20 protein-coding genes and 2 pseudogenes are annotated in these 17104 nt (G+C 71.8%); 10 read left to right on the plus strand and 12 right to left on the minus strand.

Annotation, left to right across the window (positions count from 1 at the left end):
- Nucleotides 1–38: 38 nt before the first annotated feature.
- Nucleotides 39–1535 carry a 30S ribosomal protein S1 gene (gene rpsA, locus AB0H87_RS12530; protein ID WP_360143250.1) on the minus strand — a complete coding sequence of 499 codons (1497 nt, stop codon included), beginning with the start codon at nt 1533–1535 and terminating at the stop codon, nt 39–41.
- Between the two features lie 261 nt (nt 1536–1796).
- On the opposite strand from rpsA, the gene AB0H87_RS12535 reads away from it, so the two are divergent.
- The 4 genes and pseudogenes from AB0H87_RS12535 to AB0H87_RS12550 form a co-directional block, all read left to right on the plus strand.
- A complete protein-coding gene (locus AB0H87_RS12535; protein ID WP_360143252.1) occupies nt 1797–2600 on the plus strand; it encodes a class I SAM-dependent methyltransferase in 804 nt (267 codons plus the stop codon).
- 44 nt (nt 2601–2644) lie between these two features.
- Nucleotides 2645–4150, plus strand: a complete 1506-nt coding sequence (locus AB0H87_RS12540) for an amino acid permease (protein WP_360143254.1) — start codon at nt 2645–2647, stop codon at nt 4148–4150.
- Between the two features lie 36 nt (nt 4151–4186).
- Nucleotides 4187–4390 carry a DUF2945 domain-containing protein gene (locus AB0H87_RS12545; protein ID WP_360143256.1) on the plus strand — a complete coding sequence of 68 codons (204 nt, stop codon included), beginning with the start codon at nt 4187–4189 and terminating at the stop codon, nt 4388–4390.
- A gap of 28 nt (nt 4391–4418) precedes the next feature.
- Nucleotides 4419–4682 (plus strand): annotated as a pseudogene (locus tag AB0H87_RS12550) (DUF3140 domain-containing protein); the annotation flags it as partial.
- On the opposite strand, the gene AB0H87_RS12555 reads toward AB0H87_RS12550, so the two are convergent.
- Complete coding sequence (locus tag AB0H87_RS12555) at nt 4601–4807, minus strand: LacI family DNA-binding transcriptional regulator (protein WP_360143310.1); 207 nt, start codon at nt 4805–4807, stop codon at nt 4601–4603. The pseudogene AB0H87_RS12550 and the gene AB0H87_RS12555 sit on opposite strands and share 82 nt — an antisense overlap.
- A 66-nt stretch (nt 4808–4873) precedes the next feature.
- Here AB0H87_RS12555 and AB0H87_RS12560 point away from each other — a divergent pair, with 66 nt between their 5' ends.
- Nucleotides 4874–6046: an MFS transporter gene (locus AB0H87_RS12560; protein WP_360143258.1), complete on the plus strand. Its 1173-nt coding sequence runs from the start codon at nt 4874–4876 to the stop codon at nt 6044–6046.
- Between the two features lie 3 nt (nt 6047–6049).
- On the opposite strand, the gene AB0H87_RS12565 is transcribed toward AB0H87_RS12560, so the two are convergent.
- From AB0H87_RS12565 to AB0H87_RS12575, 3 genes and pseudogenes are all read right to left on the minus strand, one after another.
- The gene (locus AB0H87_RS12565; RefSeq protein WP_360143260.1) at nt 6050–7261 is read right to left on the minus strand and encodes an EAL domain-containing protein; all 1212 of its coding nucleotides are present in this window, start codon (nt 7259–7261) and stop codon (nt 6050–6052) included.
- 55 nt (nt 7262–7316) lie between these two features.
- Complete coding sequence (locus AB0H87_RS12570; RefSeq protein WP_360143262.1) at nt 7317–8165, minus strand: SDR family NAD(P)-dependent oxidoreductase; 849 nt, start codon at nt 8163–8165, stop codon at nt 7317–7319.
- 112 nt (nt 8166–8277) lie between these two features.
- Nucleotides 8278–9417: pseudogene (locus AB0H87_RS12575) on the minus strand (glutamate--cysteine ligase); the annotation flags it as partial.
- Nucleotides 9418–9468: 51 nt separating this feature from the next.
- Here AB0H87_RS12575 and AB0H87_RS12580 point away from each other — a divergent pair.
- From AB0H87_RS12580 to AB0H87_RS12600, 5 genes are all read left to right on the plus strand, one after another.
- On the plus strand, nt 9469–9789 hold the full coding sequence (locus AB0H87_RS12580; protein WP_360143264.1) for a hypothetical protein: 321 nt from the start codon (nt 9469–9471) through the stop codon (nt 9787–9789).
- 46 nt (nt 9790–9835) lie between these two features.
- The gene (locus tag AB0H87_RS12585; RefSeq protein ID WP_360143266.1) at nt 9836–10939 is read left to right on the plus strand and encodes a methyltransferase; all 1104 of its coding nucleotides are present in this window, start codon (nt 9836–9838) and stop codon (nt 10937–10939) included.
- A 108-nt stretch (nt 10940–11047) separates the two neighbouring features.
- Nucleotides 11048–11209, plus strand: a complete 162-nt coding sequence (locus AB0H87_RS12590; protein WP_360143268.1) for a hypothetical protein — start codon at nt 11048–11050, stop codon at nt 11207–11209.
- A 44-nt stretch (nt 11210–11253) separates the two neighbouring features.
- Nucleotides 11254–12048 carry an alpha/beta fold hydrolase gene (locus AB0H87_RS12595; RefSeq protein ID WP_360143270.1) on the plus strand — a complete coding sequence of 265 codons (795 nt, stop codon included), beginning with the start codon at nt 11254–11256 and terminating at the stop codon, nt 12046–12048.
- Nucleotides 12049–12117: 69 nt separating this feature from the next.
- The gene (locus tag AB0H87_RS12600; protein ID WP_360143272.1) at nt 12118–12441 is read left to right on the plus strand and encodes a hypothetical protein; all 324 of its coding nucleotides are present in this window, start codon (nt 12118–12120) and stop codon (nt 12439–12441) included.
- 51 nt (nt 12442–12492) lie between these two features.
- Here the strand turns inward: AB0H87_RS12600 and AB0H87_RS12605 are convergent, their stop codons facing one another.
- The 7 genes from AB0H87_RS12605 to AB0H87_RS12635 form a co-directional block, all read right to left on the minus strand.
- Nucleotides 12493–12696 (minus strand): DUF2795 domain-containing protein, encoded by a 204-nt coding sequence (locus tag AB0H87_RS12605; RefSeq protein ID WP_360143274.1) that lies wholly within the window; start codon nt 12694–12696, stop codon nt 12493–12495.
- 44 nt (nt 12697–12740) lie between these two features.
- Entirely contained in the window at nt 12741–13235 is a 495-nt protein-coding gene (locus AB0H87_RS12610) for a DUF4395 domain-containing protein (RefSeq protein WP_360143276.1), read from the minus strand.
- A gap of 70 nt (nt 13236–13305) precedes the next feature.
- Nucleotides 13306–14136 carry a MetQ/NlpA family ABC transporter substrate-binding protein gene (locus tag AB0H87_RS12615; RefSeq protein ID WP_360143278.1) on the minus strand — a complete coding sequence of 277 codons (831 nt, stop codon included), beginning with the start codon at nt 14134–14136 and terminating at the stop codon, nt 13306–13308.
- A gap of 12 nt (nt 14137–14148) precedes the next feature.
- Entirely contained in the window at nt 14149–14748 is a 600-nt protein-coding gene (locus AB0H87_RS12620) for a methionine ABC transporter permease (RefSeq protein WP_360143312.1), read from the minus strand.
- A gap of 53 nt (nt 14749–14801) precedes the next feature.
- On the minus strand, nt 14802–15773 hold the full coding sequence (locus AB0H87_RS12625; RefSeq protein WP_360143280.1) for an ATP-binding cassette domain-containing protein: 972 nt from the start codon (nt 15771–15773) through the stop codon (nt 14802–14804).
- A gap of 70 nt (nt 15774–15843) precedes the next feature.
- Complete coding sequence (locus AB0H87_RS12630; RefSeq protein WP_360143282.1) at nt 15844–16782, minus strand: metal ABC transporter substrate-binding protein; 939 nt, start codon at nt 16780–16782, stop codon at nt 15844–15846.
- A gap of 64 nt (nt 16783–16846) precedes the next feature.
- The gene (locus AB0H87_RS12635; protein ID WP_360143284.1) at nt 16847–17104 is read right to left on the minus strand and encodes a DUF6703 family protein; all 258 of its coding nucleotides are present in this window, start codon (nt 17102–17104) and stop codon (nt 16847–16849) included.

A 17104-nucleotide genomic window follows, 5' to 3' on the forward strand; every position in this document is an offset into this window, starting at 1 on the left:
GTCGACCATCCGGTGCGGGGCCGCTTCAAAAGTGCTAACTACTTGCCAGCCAGCTTCTCGCGAAGCGCGGCGAGCGCCTCGTCGGTCGCCAGCGTGCCCGCGGGCTCCTCGGTCGAACGGGCCGGGGTCGAGGACGAGGACGAAGCCCCGCCACCACCCTGGGCGCCACCGGTCGGAGCCGGAGCCGCGGCCGCCTCGGCGTCGGCGGCGCGGGACGTCTGCACCTGCTTGGTGTGCGCCTCCCACCGCTGACGCGCCTCGGCGTACTGCTGCTCCCACGCCTCGCGCTGCTTGTCGTAGCCCTCGAGCCACTCGCCCGTCTCGGGGTCGAAGCCTTCGGGGTAGATGTAGTTGCCCTCGTTGTCGTAGGTCGCCGCCATGCCGTAGAGGGTCGGGTCGAAGTGCTCCTCGCCCTCGACGAAGCCCTCGTTGGCCTGCTTGAGCGACAGCGAGATCCGCCGGCGCTCGAGGTCGATGTCGATGACCTTGACCATGACGTCGGAACCGACCTGGACGACCTGCTCCGGGATCTCCACGTGGCGCTCGGCCAGCTCGGAGATGTGGACCAGGCCCTCGATGCCGTCGTCGACCCGGACGAACGCGCCGAACGGCACCAGCTTGGTGACCTTGCCGGGCACGATCTGCTGGATCGCGTGCGTGCGGGCGAACTGACGCCACGGGTCTTCCTGCGTCGCCTTGAGCGACAGCGAGACCCGCTCGCGGTCGAGGTCGACGTCGAGGACCTCGACCTCCACCTCCTGGCCGACCTCGACAACCTCGGACGGGTGGTCGATGTGCTTCCAGGACAGCTCGGAGACGTGCACCAGACCGTCGACGCCACCCAGGTCGACGAACGCGCCGAAGTTGACGATCGACGAGACCACGCCCTTGCGGACCTGGCCCTTCTGGAGCTTGTTGAGGAACTCGGTGCGCACCTCGGACTGGGTCTGCTCGAGCCAGGCGCGGCGCGACAGAACCACGTTGTTGCGGTTCTTGTCGAGCTCTATGATCTTCGCCTCGAGCTCCCGGCCCACGTACGGCTGGAGGTCACGGACCCGACGCATCTCGACGAGGGACGCCGGCAGGAAGCCGCGCAGGCCGATGTCGAGGATCAGACCACCCTTGACCACCTCGATGACGGAGCCACGGACGACGCCGTCCTCTTCCTTGATCTTCTCGATGGTGCCCCACGCCCGCTCGTACTGCGCGCGCTTCTTCGAGAGGATCAGGCGGCCTTCCTTGTCCTCCTTCTGGAGGACGAGGGCCTCGATGTGGTCCCCGACCGACACCACCTCGGCGGGGTCGACGTCGTGCTTGATCGACAACTCACGAGAGGGGATCACGCCCTCGGTCTTGTAGCCGATGTCGAGCAGGACCTCGTCCCGATCGACCTTGACGACGGTGCCTTCGACAATGTCGCCGTCGTTGAAGTACTTGATGGTCTCGTCGATGGCGGCGAGGAACGCCTCCTCGGAACCGAGGTCGTCGACGGTGACCTTGTTTGCGCTCGAGGTGGCCTCGATGCTGCTCGTCATGTGGGCGGTTGCTCCGGTCGGACGGTGTGTCACAGCTGCGGTGCGCGGTAGCTAATGACCTGTGTGCGCCAGCGAATTGGTCGTCGGGCACACCGCAACGATCGCCCATGATCATTGATGGTGTCCGTGGACCGCGGACGCCTGCTCCCTGCCGAGGCACACAATCCGCGTGCGCATCGACTAGCTTACCGTGCGCATTACCACAGCGTGCAAGCCCTCCCCAAGCCGCGCCAACAACCTAGCGCGTGATGGGGTTGCTCCGTGTCTGACGACGATCCCGGCGTGGGCCGGCGGGCGGTGACCGAGGCGGAGGCCCGGCGGGCCAGTCGTGGCTGGTGGGACCAGGATGCCGACGCCTACCAGGCCGAACACGGCGCCTTCCTGGGCGAGGTCGAGTTCCGCTGGTGCCCCGAGGGGCTCCGGGAGGGCGACGCGCACCTGCTCGGGCCGGTCGCCGGGAAGCGGATCATCGAGGTCGGTGCCGGCGCGGCGGCCGCGTCACGCTGGCTCGCGGCGGCGGGTGCCGAGGTGGTTGCTACCGATTTGTCCGCCGGCATGCTGCGCCACGCTGTGACGGGGAACACAGCTTCCGGCGTACGCGTGCCGCTGGTCCAGGCCGACGCACAAGCGCTGCCATTTCCGGACGAGTCGTTCGACATCGCCTTCACCGCCTTCGGCGCGGTGCCGTTCGTGGCGGACTCGGCGGCGCTCATGCGGGAGGTGTTCCGCGTGGTGCGCCCGGGCGGGCGGTGGGTGTTCGCGGTGACCCACCCGATGCGGTGGATCTTCCTCGACGACCCGGGCGAGGGCGGGCTCGTGGCGGTGCACTCGTACTTCGACCGGCGGCCGTACGTGGAGAGCACCGCGGCCGGGGTGCCGACGTACGTCGAGCAGCACCGGACCCTGGGCGACCGGATCCGGGAACTGGTCGGCGCCGGGTTCGTGCTCGAGGATCTCGTCGAGCCCGAGTGGCCCGACGACAACGCTCAGGTGTGGGGGCAGTGGAGCCCGCTGCGGGGTCGGCTGTTCCCCGGCACGGCGATCTTCGTGACCGCGCGGCCCTGACGCTCGCGCTGCGGTTCCCGCCCCGCGGGATGAGAATCGCATCCATGGCCCCCTCCGTCCTGCGCACCAAGAGCATTGAGCGGTCCATCCTGGACACCGACGAGCCGGGGCACCGGCTCAAGCGTGAGCTGAGCGCGCTCGACCTGACCGTGTTCGGCGTCGGCGTGATCGTGGGCACCGGCATCTTCGTGCTCACCGGCCAGCAGGCGGCGCGCAACGCCGGACCTGCGATCGTGATCTCGTTCCTGCTCGCCGCGGTCGTCTGCGCGCTGGCCGCGCTCTGCTACGCCGAGTTCGCGTCGACGGTGCCGGTGGCGGGGAGTGCGTACACCTTCGGTTATGCCACGCTCGGCGAACTGGTCGCCTGGATCATCGGATGGGACCTGGTCCTCGAGCTCGGTCTCGGCGCCGCGGTCGTGGCGCGCGGCTGGAGCGCGTACCTCCAGACGCTCTTCGACCTGCCGCCCTGGCTGGCCGGCGACTCGGCGGTGCCGGACTGGGGCGCGATGTTCATCGTGGCGCTGCTGACCGTCGTCGGCGTGGTGGGCACGAAGCTGTCGGGGCGGGTCACCGGTGTGCTGGTCGCGATCAAGGTCGCGGTGGTGCTGTTCGTGATCGGGCTGGGGCTGTTCTACATCTCGTCGGACAACCTGACGCCGTTCGTGCCGCCGGCGCAGCCGACCGAGGGTGCCTCGGGCGGCGAGGAGCCGTTGCTGCAGGCGCTGCTCGGCATCGTGCCGCAGCAGTTCGGCTTCTTCGGCATCGTGGCGGCGGCGTCGATCGTGTTCTTCGCCTACATCGGCTTCGACGTCGTGGCGACGACGGCAGAGGAGACCCGCAACCCGCAGCGCGACATGCCGCGCGGCATCCTGGCGTCGCTGGCGATGTGCGCGGTCCTCTACATGGCGGTGGCGTTCGTGGTGACCGGCATGGCGCGGTACTCCTCGTTGGACACCGGTGCGCCGCTGGCGAAGGCGTTCAGCGACGTCGGTGTCGAGTGGGCGTCGAAGGTGATCTCGCTGGGCGCGATCTGCGGCATCACGACCGTCATCCTGGTGCTGCTGCTCGGCCAGTCGCGGGTGCTGTTCGCGATGTCGCGGGACCACCTGCTGCCGCCGGGGATCGCCCGGGTGCACCCGCGGTTCGGCACGCCGTGGCTGATCACGATCGGCACGGGCGTGGTCGTGGCCCTCGTGTCCGGCTTCGTGCCGCTGGCCAAGCTGTCGGAGCTGACGTCGATCGGCACGCTGTTCGCGTTCGTCGTGGTGTCGATCGGCGTCGTGGTGCTGCGCCGCACGCGACCGGAGCTGCCGCGCGCCTTCCGGGTGCCGTGGGTCCCGGTCATCCCGATCGCCGCGGTGCTGGCCTGCCTGTGGCTGATGATCAACCTGCCCGTCGACACCTGGATCCGGTTCGTCATCTGGATGGTGATCGGGTTCGTGCTCTATTTCGTGTACGGGATGCGCGCAGCCGGCCGCCGGCGCGCCACGGAAGCGGTGGCGCCGACGCCGGTCTCCCCCGCGGGCCCGCGTACGCACGACCCGGCCTGAGGTTTTGTCCGATTTCTTCCGGGTACGCGTGGTCGCATGGGACTCCACAAGGGCGACAAGGTGAGCTGGCAGAGCCACGGCCAGCGGGTGCACGGCACGGTCGAGGAGCGGATCACGTCCCGCCGGTCGGCCGCCGGGCGCACTGTGGACGCGTCGTCGGACGAGCCGCAGTACCGCGTGCGCAGCGACAAGACGGGCCGCGACGCGGTGCACACGGAGGAGGCGCTGCGCCGTGAGTGAGGTGGAGGATTTCGACCGGGCGGTCAACATGACGGCGGCCGAGCTGTCGCGGTGGCTGGAGACGGACGACTCGCGCGCGGTGGGCCAGAAGCCGTCCGGCGGCGGCGAGTCGACGGGCCACGAGTCGGGCCGGCGGATCGTCTCGCTGTTGCGCACGAAGAAGTCGGACCTGACGGACGAGGACCGCGCCCACATGCGCAAGGTCGTGGGCTACGTGAAACGCCACAGCGCCCAACGCCCGAAGGGCGACGTCACGGACACGACGTGGCGGTACTCGCTGATGAACTGGGGCCAGCCGAGCGCGGCCGCCGTCCGCAGCACCTTGTCGCGGCTCTCCGCGGAGACCCGATCAGGCCTGTTGTACGTGTACGACACGGTCATCGGCGACACGCCGGCCGCCCGGGCCACGTCGGACATCGTCACCCGCTGCGACGGGCGGGGGCTCGGTTGCACCCCGCCATCCTATCTGTGTAGCGTTACACAATGCGCGCCGCATCACCGCACCGCCCCCTGGTCACCGCCGCCTACCTCGCGTCCGCCGTCTTCGGCGCGTTCTGGGGCACGTGGGGCGCGGCCGTTCCGCGCGTGCGCGACCAGGCCGGCCTCGACGACGCCCAGCTCGGCACCGCGCTGCTGTTCATCAGCGCCGGCGCGCTGCCCGCGATGCTGCTCACGGGCCGCGCGCTGGACCGGTGGGGACTGCGCGGCACCTCACTGCTGATGGTCGCCCTCGGCGCCACCGGTGTCGCGACGGCCGTCACCGGCCACGGGCTCGCGAGCCTCTGCGCGGGCCTCGTGACCGTCGGCTTCGCGAGCGGCGCCGCCGACGTCGGCATGAACTCCATCGCCGGCCGCGCCGAGCAACGCTCCGGCCAGCCACTGATCACCCGGGCCGGCGCGACGTTCTCCACCGCGGTCGTCGTCTCGAGCCTCGGCACCGGCGCGGCTTTCGCCGTTGACGCGCCCACCTGGATCCCGTTCGCCGCCGTGCTGCTCTTCGCGGCGGCGGCCGGCGCCGGCATCCACCGCACCCTGCGCGCCGAGGTCCCGGCGCCACATCGCGCGGCGACGGGCGTGCGCATGCCGGTCACCCCGCTGCTCCTCGTCGGCGCCCTCGGCGCGCTGGCGTTCGCCAGCGAGAACGCACACCAGAGCTGGGGCGCCGTGTTCCTGGAGGACGTCCTCGCCACCGGGCCCGGGCTCAGCGCGATCGCGCCGGCGGCGTTCGCCGGCGTCGTGGCCGTCACCCGCTTCGCGGTCAGCACGGTCAACCCGGCCCACGCCCGCACGGTGCTGGTCGTCGGTTCCCTCGTGGCCGCCCTCGGCGCGACGGTCCTGGCGCGGGCGACCGCGTTGTCCGCCGCGCTGGCCGGCCTGGTTCTCGCGGCCGCCGGGACCGCCGCGCTGTTCCCGACGCTGCTGAGCATCGTCTCCCGCAACGTCGTCGAGTCCGCGCGCGGCCGGGCGACCTCGCTCGTGACCGTCGTGTCGTACCTCGGGTTCCTCCTCGGCCCGGTCTACGTCGGGCTCTGGGCGGCCACGACCGGCCTGCGCGGCGCGATGGTCGCGGTGGCGGCGCTCGGCGTCGGGCTGGCCGCGCTGGCGCTCCCGCTGCTGGCCCGCAGCCGCTACGCGGTGACGCCCGCGCGGCGGTGACCGTCAGGGCGCGTGCGGGCCGAGCCGCCCCAGCAGCGAACGGGCCGCGGCCTCCACGCGCGCCCGGTCGTACGTGACGATGTACTCGTACTCCGCCGGCGGCGCCGCCCGGGCCAGCAACGCGATCGCCGTGTGCGGCCCGAGCGCGACGGTCGCCCACTGACCGCGCAGGTGCTCGTCGGCCCCGCGCCGACCGCCGCGGATGCCGTCGCCGGGGTCGCTCGGCAGGCCCGTCCCGAGCACACCGGTCAGGACTCCACGGCGGCCCAGGGCCGCCAGCCGGTCGCGCCGGGCGGCGTTGAACAGCCGCGCGTCCGGCAGCAGCGCGAGCAGCACGCCGGCGTCCTCGCCCGCCATGACCTGCTCGACCCGCTCGGCGAGCTGGGCGAGCAACCGCGCGCCGGAACGGTGCAGCCGACCGCTGCCGGCGGCGTCGAACGGGGTACGCGCCGTCCATCGTGGCCGGTCGGGAAGCCGCAACGGATAGTCCGGCGGCCGCGGGTCGATCGGCATGGGCCCGGGGTCGCCCAGGTGGTATCCCTGCACGAGCGTCGCGCCGACCTCGCGGGCGATGTCGACCTGGGCCGCCTCCTCCACTCCTTCGGCGAGCAGCAGGGCACCGGTGCGCTCGGCCTGGATCCAGGCGCACTCGAGGACCTCGGCCGTGTGTGCCGACGGCTCGTCCTGGACGATCCGGTCCTCCAGCTTGATCACGTCGGGCTCGAGGATGGACAGCATCGTGAGCGTCGCCCGGTTCGCGCCCACGTCGTCGACGGCCAGGCCACCCACCGCCGTCCGCACCCGGGCAACGCCGCTGACCAGCGTCGCCGGATCCCGGTCCAACGACCGCTCGGTCACCTCCAGCACGATCGTCAGCTCGCGGTACGCGGTCTCGATGGCCTCGACCAGGTCGGGCGGGCAGTCCGAGTCGATCGCGAGCGGCTCGATGTTGAGGAAGAGCGGCACGTCCGGCGGCAGCCCGGCCTCGAGCGCGGCGCGGCAGGCCGAGGCGCGCGCGACCCAGTCGAACTCGGTGACCCGGCCGGCGCGGTAGGCCTCGGCCAGCAGGCTGTCCGCCGACGCCAGCGGGGAGTCCGCCGGGCCCCGGACGAGGGCCTCGTAGGCGACCGTCGTGCGCTCGCTCAGCCGCACGATCGGTTGGAAGACGGTCTCCAGCGACCGGCCGGCGAGCAGCCGCTCGAAATCATTGGCCACGCCAACCACATCGCCCCCATCGGGTCGACCGACGACCCCTTCTCACGCTACCCACCTACCCGCGTGGCAGCGGCGCGAACACGTTGCCGGTGTGCGCCCCGACGGGATCGCGGGACAGGCCGGCCCGGCGCATCAGTGGTCCGACGAGTAGGTCGTACACCGGCGGCAGGGCGGCGAAGCCGATGCGCATGAAGCGGTTGGCCAGCCCGACCGATCTCGCGCGGCGCGGCCGTGCGGCCAGCCCGACGATCGCCGAGGCGACCTTCGCCGGCCGGTCGACGGGCGGCGGCGGGCGACCGACCCGGCCCGTGTAGTTGGCGGCGCTGCGGTAGATCGGCGTGTCGACGCCGCCCGGGTCGATCAGGCAGACATGGATGTCCGGTGCGTCCCGGGTCTCCTGCTGCAACACGCGGGCGAGCCCGCGCAACCCCCACTTGCTGGTGATGTACGCGCTCATGTACGGCGCCGCGATGAAGCTGAGCACGGACCCGCCGAGGATGAGCACGCCGGAGCGTTGGGCCCGGAAGCGCGCGAGCGCCGCGCGGGCGACTGCGGCCGCGCCGAGGAGGTCGGTCCGCACCACTTGTTCGAAGACGTCTGCGGGCAGCTCCTCGAAACGGCCGTACGCCATCACCGCCGCGGTGTGCACCCAGACGTCGATCCGGTCCCCTGAGCCGGCCAGCCGCCGCAGGGCCGGGGCGTCGTTGACGTCGACCGGCTCGACCCGCACGCGCGCGCCGAGGGACCGGCACTCGGCCGCGGTCAGGTCGAGCGCCCCCGGTGACCGGGCTGCCAGCACGACGTCGTCACCATTCCGTGCGAACGCGAGCGCGGTGGCACGGCCGATCCCGCTGGACGCCCCGGTCACCATCACCACGCGGCGCTCCCGCCGCTTCGCTGCCATGACTCGGAGCTACCCACCGACGCGCGACCTACCCGAATCGACGCAGCGGCCGGCTCGTGGGCATCTCGATCGCCACTTGTGTCACAGGGGTCTGGTCGACCGTCCCCCGCCACGGGCGGAGCGTCAGGTCGGCCAGCTGGTCGAGCATGCGCGCGACGGTGCCGGACGAGCGCACGAGCGCGCGTTGCCGCCTGGCTCCGGTGCCGTGGCGGCGCAGCTCGGACAGCAGGACGTCGACGAGGTCCGCGTCGCCGTGCCGCGCAAGGGCCGGCCGGATCGTGTCGAACGTCTCGCACACGAGGTCCCAGGCCGGGCGGCTCTGGCCGGTGCGAAGGTCGAGCAGCGTTCCCTCGAGGCCGTCGTGGGCGGCCTTCCAGTGCGCGGCCGAGAGCACGCAGTCGCGGACCCGCGGCGCGGGCAGGCCGGCGCGTGCCTCGGCGACGGCGGTGGCCACCAGGCCGCGCACGAGGGCGGCGGCCAGCACGGTGTCGGCGACGGTCGGGCAGGTGTCACCGACCCGCACCTCGATCGTCGGATACTTCGGTGACAGCCGCGCGTACCAGAAGGCCATGGTCGAATCCAGCGCCGCGCCGGCGGTCACCAGCGTCGCGACCGTGTCGTCGTACTCCGCCACCGACTCGAACTCGGGTGTCGGTCCCAGGGTGGGCCAGCGTTCGAGCGCGACGGCCCGCCAGCTGGCGTGGCCGGTGTCGGCGCCGTTGAGGATCGGCGAGTTCGCCGTGAGCGCCTGGACGACCGGCAGCCACACCCGCAGGCGGGTGCACACCTCGACGGCGAGCTGCCGGTCCGGCACGCCGACGTGGACGTGGCAGCCGCAGAACGCCGTGTCGCCCGCGATCGCGCCGTACTCCCGGGTCAGCGCCTGGAAATACGGGTTCGCCGGGGCGACCGGGCGCGGCTCGGCAACCGGGGTCGCGGCGATCGCCGTGAGCCGGGCGCCGGCCCGCTCCGCGGCCACCGCGGCCGCCCACCGCAGGCCGGCGAGGTGGCGGCCGAGCTGGTCGAGCCCGACGCAGACGGGACTCGCCATCTCGACCATGCTCTGCCGGAACTCCAGCCGGCTGAACGCGCGCACCTCGGCCGGCAGGTCGGCGAGCACCTGCTCCCCGACCGCGAGGTTCACGCCCGTCGCCGGGTCGAGCAGCAGGAACTCCTCCTCGACACCGACGGTGTACGGAAACTCGTCCGAGGCCGCGATCGCCGCAGCCCGCGCGGGACCGCTCTCGATCATGCTGGGCCACCGTTCGCTCAGGCGGGCCGCACTCGCCCGCGGACGGGCAGATTGCCCGTTTCCGCCGGGCTCAAACTGACACCGGACCGGCCGGCGCCCAAGGTGCCGCCGCTCGAGGACCTCGACCTCGAGCAGGCCGTCCTTCCCCGGGACGCCTTCTTTGCGGAGACGGAGCAGGTCGAGGACCCGGCCGGCATCATCTCCGCCGAGATGATCAGCCCGTACCCGCCCGGTGTCCCGGCCGTGCTGCCCGGCGAGCGGTTCAACGCGGCCGTGGTCGACCATCTCCGCGCCGGCAAGGCGGCCGGGATGAACATGCCGGACGCGTCGGACCCCGACCTGACCACGTTCCGGGTGGTACGCACGGGCTAGTACGGCAGCGGCGCTTGTAAACCTGGACCACGAGGTTATCCCTCTGATGACGCCTTGCGGCTCGCACAATGATTGCGACGACGATTGCGCCGTCCACGTGCCGGGGACAAATCGGAGGCGTTTCATGGCCGCAAGTGATGACCACCACGCCGCGCTCGATCGACAGACGGGGCCCTTCGACACACTGACCGCGGCGCTTGGGGGCCTGTTCGTCGGGCACTGTCTGGGCTCCGTGGCCAGGTTCAGCGTCGCCGACGCGCTCGACGACACGCCGCGCACGGCCCAGGAGCTGGCCGACGTCACCGGGGCGAATCCCGAGGCCCTCGGTCGTGTGCTTCGCCTCCTCGCTGCCCATGGCGTCTTCGCGGCCAGCGACGACCGCTTCACCCACACCGACGCGTCGCGGATGCTCCGTGCCGACCATCCCCAGTCCTGGCGTGACTTCGTGGCAACATTCGGAACCGAACGTACCGCGCAGCACCTGGGTTACTTCGACTACTCACTCCAGACTGGACTCCCGGCCACGAAGAGGCTGAATCCGGACGGGTTCTTCGCCATCCTTGCGAGTGATCCCGAGGCGGGCCGGGCCTTCGACGCCGCGATGGTCTCTAAGTCGCGTATCCAGGTCGCGAGTGTCCTGGCCGCCTACGACTTCTCGGACTGCGGCACGATCGCCGACATCGGCGGCGGCCACGGACACCTCCTGCGGGCGGTGGTGGACGCGGCCGAGCGAACCACGGGCATCCTCTTCGACCTGCCCCCGGTGATCGAGCGCGCCGCGGAGATCGCCTCCGATCGGCTCACGCCGCAAGCCGGCGACTTCTTCGAGGACCCGCTGCCGGTCTGCGACACCTACCTGCTCATGGACGTGATCCACGACTGGGACGTCGAGCGGGCCACGGCGATCCTGGCCGCCGTACGGAAGGCCGCTCCGCCGCATGCCCGGCTGTTGTTGGTGGAGAGCGTCATCCCCGACGACCCCGGGCCCGACTGGTCCAAAGCCATGGACATCATGATGCTCATCCACACCGGGGGCAGGCAACGCACCCGCAGCGAACACGAGACGCTGTTGCAGACCTGCGGTTTCCGGCTCGAGCGGGTCGTTGCGACGACATCGGACGTGTCGATCCTCGAAGCGGTGTGCGCCTGACCGCGCCGAGCGGGATCCTGGCCGAGCACATAGATCACGATGTGGGGCGGAGCCGCCGTTTACCGCCGGCCGCAGCGGGCATTCGGCCCGCCGGGAAGGAGGTGCGCCATGACCCAGGAGCCCGTCGAACGCGGGGCGAGCGAGCAGTCGGCAGACTCACCGTTGACCGACACCGAGGTGGAGGCCAGCCGGCGCCCGCCGAGCAGCGGTGACGACGAGCCGCGTCCCGAAGAGGCCCGCCGCGACCCGGAACAGGAGCCACCGGACTGATCGACAGCTTCACCAACGACGGTCTGACGTTCGCGGTCAGCGACGTGACCGGGCCCGGCGGAGAGTCGGGCCCGGTCGTCGTGCTGCTGCACGGCTTTCCGCAGGACCGGCACTGCTGGGACGGCGTGACCCCTGCGCTGGCCGCCGCCGGTTACCGCGTGCTCGCGCCGGACCAGCGCGGCTACTCGCCGGGTGCCAGACCGAGGGCGCGGTCGGCGTACCGGCTGTCCCGCCTGGCGGACGACGTGCTGGCGCTGGCCGACGCGGTCGGCGCGCAGCGGTTCCACCTCGTCGGCCACGACCTGGGCGCGTCCGTCGCCTGGCAGCTGGCCGGCCGGCAGCCACAGCGCCTGCTGTCCCTGGCGTGCCTGTCCGTGCCGCACCCAAAGGCGTTCCGGCGGTCGCTGTTCGCCGGTGGCCAAGCGGTCCGGTCCAGCTATGTAGCCATGTTCCAGCTGCCGTGGCTCCCGGAGCTGTTGCTCACGCGCGACGGTGGTGCGGGCCTACGGTCCGCTCTGGAGCGTGGCGGCCTGGACGCCGCGACCGCCGTACGCTACGGCGCCACCCGGGCGGCCGATCCGGCCACCATCCGCGGCCCGCTCGCGTGGTACCGCGCCAGGGGGTCGTCACGTACCGGTGCGATCGCCGTGCCGACCCTGTTCGTCTGGAGCGACGGCGACAGGTACGTCTCCCGGACGGCGGCACGGGGTTGCGGCCGATACGTCACCGGCGCGTACCGCTTCGAGCTCTTCGACGGCGTCTCGCACTGGATCCCCGAGGAAGCGCCCGAGCGGGCCGCGGCCAGCCTGCTGGCCCACTTCGGACAATGGCGTGGTTGACCGCGCCTTGTGTTTACACCGCTGGAGCACGGGCATGCGCCCGGTCCAACGAGTGAAAGGGTGGCCACAATGGTCAGTCAATCGAGTTCCCCCGCGACCGCCACGTCCACGGCCACTCGCCGGGACACGGACGCGCGGCCGGCCCGAGCGCGGGCGGACGAGACCAAGCCCGCGTGGAAGACCACGGAGCTCGCGGTGTACGTCCTGGCCGTGATCGGCGTCCTGATCGCCTCGCAGGCGGTCGGCGACGGTGCCGGCGACAACGGCGGGGACTATTTCGCGGCGGACAAGGCGTGGTGGTACATCACGCTGCTGACCGTCGGCTACCTGGTGAGCCGGGGGCTGGCCAAGTCCGGGTCGCGCGCCAGTGACCTGGACCCGCGTAACCGCTAGGGCGACAGACGTCGGTCGGCGCGGCGGTGACAGCCGTGCCGGCCGGCGCGCTCAGGCGAGGTCGGGCAGGGCCTCGGCGCGGTCGCGGACCTCGACGAGGTTGCGGTAGACGCCGGTCGGGAGCTGCTTGACCGCGCCGATCGTGAACTCGTCGACCGTGCGCAGCCGCGCGTGGTTGACCAGGTCCTGTCTGTTGGCCGGGAAGCCGGCGTCGCGCAGGACGGCCGCGACGGCCTCCCATCGAGTGTTCTGCATGCTTGGCCACTACCCGGGCGCCCGCCGCCGTTAACCAGATACCGCTAGGCGGGCTTCTGGCGCAGGGTGATGTCGGCGCACTCCGCGCAGACCGAGTCGGGGATCAGGTTGGCCCGCATCAGCAGCGCGAACACCTTGCAGCCGATGCAGAAGGCGAACACCGACTCCAGCACGGCCGCGACGATGACCAGGCCGAGCAGCACCTTGCCCGCCGTGGCGAAGCCGAATCCCACCCAGAGCACCGCCGCCGTCGTGGTGAGCACGGCGCCCATGCCCTGGGCGAACCGCTTCGGCGGGCCCGCGACCGGCCGCGCGGCGACCGGCAGCCGCGGTGTGACGACCCGGGTGACGAGCTGGCCGAGCGGCGACAGCGTGGGGCCGCTGGCCACGCGGGCCAGGAACCCGTACGCGATCACAACCGCCAGCCACCGCAGATCGAAGATCAGCGTGGCGGCGGCCATGATCACGACGCCGCCGGCGACCAGGCGCGCCGAGACCTCGTTGACGGGGTTCGGGAAGCTGAACAGGTTGCGCCACATGTGTCGCTCCGATGGACCGGGGTCACCTGACCCACCAGCCTACGCGGCCGATAGGGATTAGCGGGAACCGTCAGAAGGCGGGCAGGACCGAGCCGGCGTACTTGTCCTCGATGAACGTCTTCACCTCGGGCGAGTGCAGCAGCTTCTCGAGCTTGACGATGCGGGGGTCGTTCTCGTCGCCGGTGCGGACCACGACCAGGTTCGCGTACGGGTTGTTCTCGCCCTTCTCCAGCGCGAGCGCGTCCTTGGCCGGGGTCAGCCCGGTCTCGATGGCGTAGTTGCCGTTGATGACCGACGCGGCGGTGTCGTCGAGGCTGCGCGGCAGCTGTGCCGGCTCCAGCGGCTCGAACTTGAGGTTCTTGGGGTTGCTGGCGATGTCAACCTCGGTGGCCTTGACGCCGGCGCCGTCCTTGAGCGTGATGACGCCGTTGGCGGCCAGCAGGTTCAGCGCGCGGCCCGAGTTCGACGGGTCGTTCGGGATGCCGACCACGCCACCGGCCGGGAGGTCGGCCAGGTTCTTGACCTTCTTGGAGTAGACGCCCAGCGGCTCGATGTGCACCGGCTTGAGCGGCGTGAACTTGTAGCCCTTGGACGCGACCTCTTCCTCGAGGTACGGGATGTGCTGGAAGTAGTTGGCGTCCAACTGCTTGTCCTGCAGGGCCACGTTGGGCTGGATGTAGTCGTTGAACTCGACGACGTCGAGCTTGAGCCCTTCGGCCGGGGCGAGCTTGTCGGCCACGTACTTGAGGATCTCGCCGTGCGGCACCGGGCTGACGCCGACCTTGAGGGCCGCGTCGGCGGGGGCGGAGCCGCCCGCGGAGTCGCCCGAGTCCGAGCCACAGGCGGCCAGGCCCAGGACGAGGGCGGCTGAGGCAACGACGGTGGCAATGGTGCGACGCACGGTGGAACCCTTCTATTTGTGGGACAGGCGCCGGGCGACCAGGTCGCCGAGCATCTGGGTGAGCTGCACGAACAGCACGAGCAGCACGACGGTGGCGATCATGACGCCGGTCTCGAACCGCTGGTAGCCGTAGCGGATGGCGAGGTCGCCGAGCCCGCCTCCGCCGACGACGCCGGCCATCGCGGAGTAGCCGACCAGCGCGACCACCGTGATGGTGAGGCCGGCGACCAGGCCGGGCCGGGACTCGCGGAGCAGCACCTTGGCGACGATCTCGCGGCGGGAGGCGCCCATCGCGCGGGCGGCCGCGACGACGCCGCTGTCGACCTCGCGGAGGGCGGTCTCGACGATGCGGGCGTAGAACGGGATCGCGCCGACCGTCAACGGCACGATGGCCGCGGACGTGCCGATCGTCGTGCCGACCACGGCCCGGGTGAACGGGATGATGGCGACCAGCAGGATGATGAACGGCAGCGACCGTCCGATGTTGACGACGAGGCCGAGCACGGCGTTGACCGGCGGCGCCGCGAGCAGGCCGCCGCGGTCGGTCAACACCAGCAGGACGCCGACCAGCAGGCCGCCGACGGCGGTGAGCAGGGTCGCCACGAGCACCATGTAGGCGCTCTCCTTGGTCCCCTCCCAGAGCAGCGGGGCGATCTCGGACCAGGTCACGGGTGCACCTCCACGGCCACGGCGGACGCGCGGAGCTGGCGCAGCGCCGCCGCGTTCGCCTCCGCCGGGCCGGGCAGCGCGATCCGCAGCCGGCCCGCTCGGCCGCCGGGCAGCGTCTCCACGGCGCCGTCGAGGATCCGCACGTCGACGTCGTGGGCGCGGGCGACGTCGGAGAGCACCGAGCTGTCGCCGACCACCGTGACGTCGACGACGGTGGCGTCCTCGACCGCGGGCGGTGGGCCGAGGCGGAAGATGTCGCGCGCGAGCGCGGAGTCCGGCTTGGCGAGCAGCTCGTGGACCGGCCCGCTCTCGGTGATCCGGCCGTCGCTCATGATCGCGACCGAGTCGCAGATCCGCTTGACGACGTCCATCTCGTGCGTGATCAGCAGGACGGTCAGCCCGAGGCGCTGGTTGAGGTCGCGCAGCAGCGCCAGGATCGAGCCGGTGGTCTCCGGGTCGAGCGCGGAGGTCGCCTCGTCGGAGAGCAGCACCTTCGGCTCGCCGGCCAGCGCGCGGGCGATGCCGACGCGCTGCTTCTGACCACCGGAGAGCTGCGCCGGGTACGCCTTGGCGCGGTCGGCGAGCCCGACGGCGGCGAGGGCGGACGCCACGGCCGCGCGGTCGGCGGCGCCCGGCGGGCGGAAGATGCCGCGGCGGGCGACCAGCCCGGAGCCGACGACCTCGGCGACGGTGGCCGGCACGCCGGCGCCGGCGCCGATGCGCTGCGGCACGTACCCGATGCGCTCCCAGCTCCTGAACCGCTTCTCGCCGAAGAGCGCGATCTCGCCGGCGCTCAGCGGGACGAGCCGCAGGATCGACCTGACCAGCGTCGACTTGCCCGACCCGTTGGCGCCGAGGATCGCGATCACCTCGCCGCGGGTGACCGTCAGCGAGACCTGGCGCAGCACGATCCGGTCGTCGTAGCCGACGACGGCGTTGCTGACCTCGACGATCGGTGGGGTGCTCATGCCGCCGCCTCCCTTCGGTCGGCGGAGCATGACCACCGGCGACTGAGCTGGCTGCGCTCGCTTCGCTTGCTCATGAACAGTCCAGGGCGGTGCGGATGGCGGTCAGGTTGGTGCGCATGATCGAAAAGTAGTCGCCGGTAGCGCCGGGCTGCAGGCCCTCGATCGGGTCGAGGACCGCGGTCCTGGCGCCGACCTCGCGGGCGATCGTGTCGGCGACCTTCGGGCTGACCAGCGTCTCGAAGAAGATCGTGGTGGCGCCGTGCGCGCGGGCCTCCTGCGCGACGGCGGCCAGCCGCTGCGGCGCCGGCTCGGTGTCGGGCGTCACACCGGTCAGGCCGACCTGCTCGAGGTGGTAGCGGTCGGCGAGGTAACCGAACGCGGCGTGGCCGGTCACCAGCTCGCGGCGCTGGCAGTTGGCCAGGCCGGCCGCGTACTCCTGGTCGAGCCCGGTCAGCTCCGCCGTCAGGCGGGCCGCGTTGGCCTGGTAGTCCGCCTTGTTGGCGGGGTCCGCGGCGGCCAGCCGGTCGGCCACCTGCCGGCCGATCGTCGCCAGTCGGGTGGGGTCGAGCCAGACGTGCGGGTCGGTGGTGGCCTCGTCGTGCCCGCCGGGCGCCTCGCCCTCGTGGACGTGGTCGCTCTCACCCGCCTTGAGCAGCGGCACGGCGGTGGCGACGTCGAACGCCCGGTCGCCGCCGACCTGCTCGACCGCGTCGTCCATGGCCGGCTGGAAGCCCTCGAGGTAGACGATCACGTCGGCGTCGGAGACCCGGCCGACCTGGCGGGCGCTCAGCTCGAGGTCGTGCGGCTCGGCGCCGGGCTTGGCCAGGTTGGTCACCGCGACGTGGCCGCCGCCGACCTGCTCGGTGACGAACTGCAGGGGGTAGAAGGCGGCCACCACGTCGACCTTGCCGGCCGCGGCGGCGGAGTCGGTGGTGCAGGCCGCGGCGCCGGTCACGGCCAGCGCGGCGATGCCGGCTATGAGAGCGGAGACGATACGGCGGCGGCGCATGTCGTCAACTGTCGCCGATAATGAAATTGATTGTCAAAAACGCATGGGTTCTTCGGGTACGCGCTCAGAGGATCTTGAAAACGGCGATGCCGATGAGCACGGCGAGCAGCACGAGGCGCACGAGGCGGGTCTGGGGCGCCTGAACCGACCAGGTCATCCTCGTCAGCGCGATCATCGCGGCGGCGAGCAGCAGCAGGACCAGCCCGCCGATGATCCCCGGCAGGAAGAGCCCGAGCAGGATGAGCGCGAGCGCGCCGAGGAACGCCTTGGTCGGGTTGACCCGGGCCAGGCGCTGGGAAAGACCCGGCTGCGTAGGCTGCAT

This window comes from Asanoa sp. NPDC050611, assembly GCF_040654855.1.
Lineage (GTDB): Bacteria > Actinomycetota > Actinomycetes > Mycobacteriales > Micromonosporaceae > Asanoa.

What these genes read in the sequence shown, in the direction of transcription:
- rpsA (WP_360143250.1), bottom strand. Translation starts at nt 1,535, where the DNA reads ATGACGAGCAGCATCGAGGCCACCTCGAGCGCAAACAAGGTCACCGTC.
- AB0H87_RS12540 (WP_360143254.1), top strand. Translation starts at nt 2,645, where the DNA reads ATGGCCCCCTCCGTCCTGCGCACCAAGAGCATTGAGCGGTCCATCCTG.
- AB0H87_RS12545 (WP_360143256.1), top strand. Translation starts at nt 4,187, where the DNA reads ATGGGACTCCACAAGGGCGACAAGGTGAGCTGGCAGAGCCACGGCCAG.
- AB0H87_RS12555 (WP_360143310.1), bottom strand. Translation starts at nt 4,807, where the DNA reads ATGTCCGACGTGGCCCGGGCGGCCGGCGTGTCGCCGATGACCGTGTCG.
- AB0H87_RS12560 (WP_360143258.1), top strand. Translation starts at nt 4,874, where the DNA reads ATGCGCGCCGCATCACCGCACCGCCCCCTGGTCACCGCCGCCTACCTC.
- AB0H87_RS12570 (WP_360143262.1), bottom strand. Translation starts at nt 8,165, where the DNA reads ATGGCAGCGAAGCGGCGGGAGCGCCGCGTGGTGATGGTGACCGGGGCG.
- AB0H87_RS12585 (WP_360143266.1), top strand. Translation starts at nt 9,836, where the DNA reads ATGACGCCTTGCGGCTCGCACAATGATTGCGACGACGATTGCGCCGTC.
- AB0H87_RS12590 (WP_360143268.1), top strand. Translation starts at nt 11,048, where the DNA reads ATGACCCAGGAGCCCGTCGAACGCGGGGCGAGCGAGCAGTCGGCAGAC.
- AB0H87_RS12600 (WP_360143272.1), top strand. Translation starts at nt 12,118, where the DNA reads ATGGTCAGTCAATCGAGTTCCCCCGCGACCGCCACGTCCACGGCCACT.
- AB0H87_RS12605 (WP_360143274.1), bottom strand. Translation starts at nt 12,696, where the DNA reads ATGCAGAACACTCGATGGGAGGCCGTCGCGGCCGTCCTGCGCGACGCC.
- AB0H87_RS12610 (WP_360143276.1), bottom strand. Translation starts at nt 13,235, where the DNA reads ATGTGGCGCAACCTGTTCAGCTTCCCGAACCCCGTCAACGAGGTCTCG.
- AB0H87_RS12620 (WP_360143312.1), bottom strand. Translation starts at nt 14,748, where the DNA reads ATGGTGCTCGTGGCGACCCTGCTCACCGCCGTCGGCGGCCTGCTGGTC.
- AB0H87_RS12625 (WP_360143280.1), bottom strand. Translation starts at nt 15,773, where the DNA reads ATGAGCACCCCACCGATCGTCGAGGTCAGCAACGCCGTCGTCGGCTAC.
- AB0H87_RS12630 (WP_360143282.1), bottom strand. Translation starts at nt 16,782, where the DNA reads ATGCGCCGCCGCCGTATCGTCTCCGCTCTCATAGCCGGCATCGCCGCG.
- AB0H87_RS12635 (WP_360143284.1), bottom strand. Translation starts at nt 17,104, where the DNA reads ATGCAGCCTACGCAGCCGGGTCTTTCCCAGCGCCTGGCCCGGGTCAAC.